Annotated in this window: 2 protein-coding genes; both read right to left on the minus strand. The window is 32.3% G+C overall.

Annotated elements, in window-relative coordinates; translation table 11 throughout:
- Window positions 1-80: 80 nt before the first annotated feature.
- Window positions 81-2,120, minus strand: coding sequence for a hypothetical protein (locus ACRC28_RS13025; protein ID WP_438543884.1), 2,040 nt, complete (start codon window positions 2,118-2,120; stop codon window positions 81-83).
- 59 nt (window positions 2,121-2,179) lie between these two features.
- On the minus strand, window positions 2,180-2,434 hold a 255-nt coding region (locus ACRC28_RS13030; RefSeq protein WP_438543885.1), incomplete at its 5' end, for a hypothetical protein.

Consider the following 2,434-nt stretch of genomic DNA (forward strand, 5'->3'; position numbering starts at 1 on the left):
TCCTATTTTTTCACTCAACTACTTCCATCTATATTTTCATATTGTTCCTATTCTTAATTTAATGTTCCCCATAGCTTTATTTATAAAACAGTGACATCAAATGTTATTGTATTTACTGCTCCAATTAACATACCTCCTAGATTTACCCCAGTAGTTAAATTACCCGCTATAGGACTCCCATTTAACATAATTGAACCTGTATTTAAAACAGTTCCATTTGGCAAGGTATCTTTAAATAAAACATTTGTCATATTTACATTACTATCATTTTTAAATACAACTGTATATTTCAAGATTTGTCCATTTGTTGTAAATACTTTATCTACTGATTTTACTGGCACTAAACTTACTTTTACATATTCTGTATTTACCGTATTTGAAACTAAATTTCTTTCAATTAATCCATTATATACATAATTTGCAACTCCATAATTAGGAATTGTTCCTGTATTTCCATTGCATAAAACTGAAAAAGTTACTGTTCTTTTACTATTTGCAGCTATACTTCCTATATTTACTCCTGTCTGTATATTTCCAGGAACAGATATACCATCTACCGTTATACTTCCATTCACAAAAGATGTTGTATTTGGAATTGAATCTACTATTGTTACTGATGTTATAGGAGATACTGTATTTTGATTATCTATCACTAGTGTATACACTAAAGTTATTCCATTTGCTGTTACAGCTTTATCTACTGATTTAACTATAGTCGTTACATCTTGAAATACTAATGTATCTACATTATTACTCATAACTCCTGATGTTATAGTTGGTTGAAGTGGGTCTGATATAAACTGGAATGCACCGTAGGCACTATTAGTTATAGTTGTTGGATTTGGTATTCCAGTATTTACGGTTACACTAAAGTTTACAGTTGCTATTCCAGTATTTTTAGGTATACTTCCAATATTTATTCCTGTAGTTAAGTTTCCTCCATTTGCTATTCCGTTTACAAAAATTGAACCTGGGACCAAATTTGTATTACTAGGTGTTGTATCTTGAAGTATAAAATTCATAGCATCTGCTGTTCCTGTATTTTTTACAACTAATGTGTAAACTAAAGTTTCTCCCATAGTAGCTTGTACCTTGTCTACAGTTTTCGTAATGTCCACCTTAGCTGCATTTGAATTTATCTCAAGTGCTACTGCATTTGCTGTTATAACATCTCCACCTGCACCTATCCCAACTGTTGTTGTTCTTAAATTATTTGCAAGTACTCCACTTGCATCTACATTAGTTACATCAAACTCTGCCTTTTCTACACTAGGTGCATTTCCAGGTGTACAGTTTCTATCACCAAAAGAACCTATAGTTGCAGTATTTCCTAAATAATCACACACTTGTGAGCAGAAAAAATTACCAACTGGATTCCTTGGACCTGATAATGCCTTTGTAGCTAAAGTAAATGTATCTCCTCCAAAATCTGAATCTCCATATAATGCCATAACAAAAGCTCTCGTTGTAACAATTCCCGTTGGTGGAGTATAAAATCCACTAATACTTGTTGTGTCTCCATTGCTAACTTCTCCAATATATATGCTTACATTTCTAAAAGGCATTGAAGTGTGTCTAAATACAACTATTAATGACCACCCGATTCCATTTCCAGTTGCTAAATTTTTATTTGGAACTCCTGATACTGCATAATCTCCAAGACCTGCTGCTTGTACTATCGTTGTAACATCTGCACATCTTGTAAAGAAATTTGCACTAACCGGTCCAACACTATAAGTTGAATCTGGTGCTATACTATGACTTATACTTGTTGCATCTATAAATGTAATATTTTGATTTGCAGTCATAGGTGCAGGTATTGCCCCTTGAAATCCCCACACAAGAACAGCTATATCAACTGTAGACCCTACTGGAACATCACTAGTACTTGGCATAAGCCTTGCCCATGAACCATTATTCGCAGGGGTTGTTGATGTTCCTGCAAATGTAAGTGGATTAATTGAACTTGGTATTCCTAAAACTGGTCCTTGTGCTGGATTTAATGTTATGAATGAATTTATAATTGTTGAACCTCCAGAATTCCCCTTCATTCCTAATGAATTTCCTGTATGTGTTAGTTTTAAATAATCTGATTTTGCATAAAAGGTTTTAAATGCCATACTTTTATCCTCCCGTACTACTGTTATTTATAATATTCTTTTGTTTTCTTTAATTTCTCTTATTTTATAGAATTTACCTTTACGCTAAATTCTATTGTTTTTATACTACTTGCTTCTATTATCCCTATATTTATTCCTGTTTCTGGTGATTCTATTGTGGTTACTCCATTTACTTTACTGCTATTGTTTACAAAGGTTGTAAAGTATGGAATAGTGTCTTTAAAAATGCTATTTATGCTACTATCTATATTTCCCTTATTTTCTATAACTACTGTATAAGTTATTACATCACCATATTCTGCATATAACTTATC

The organism is Clostridium sp. (assembly GCF_051650885.1).
In the GTDB taxonomy this organism is placed as follows: Bacteria; Bacillota; Clostridia; order Clostridiales; family Clostridiaceae; genus Clostridium.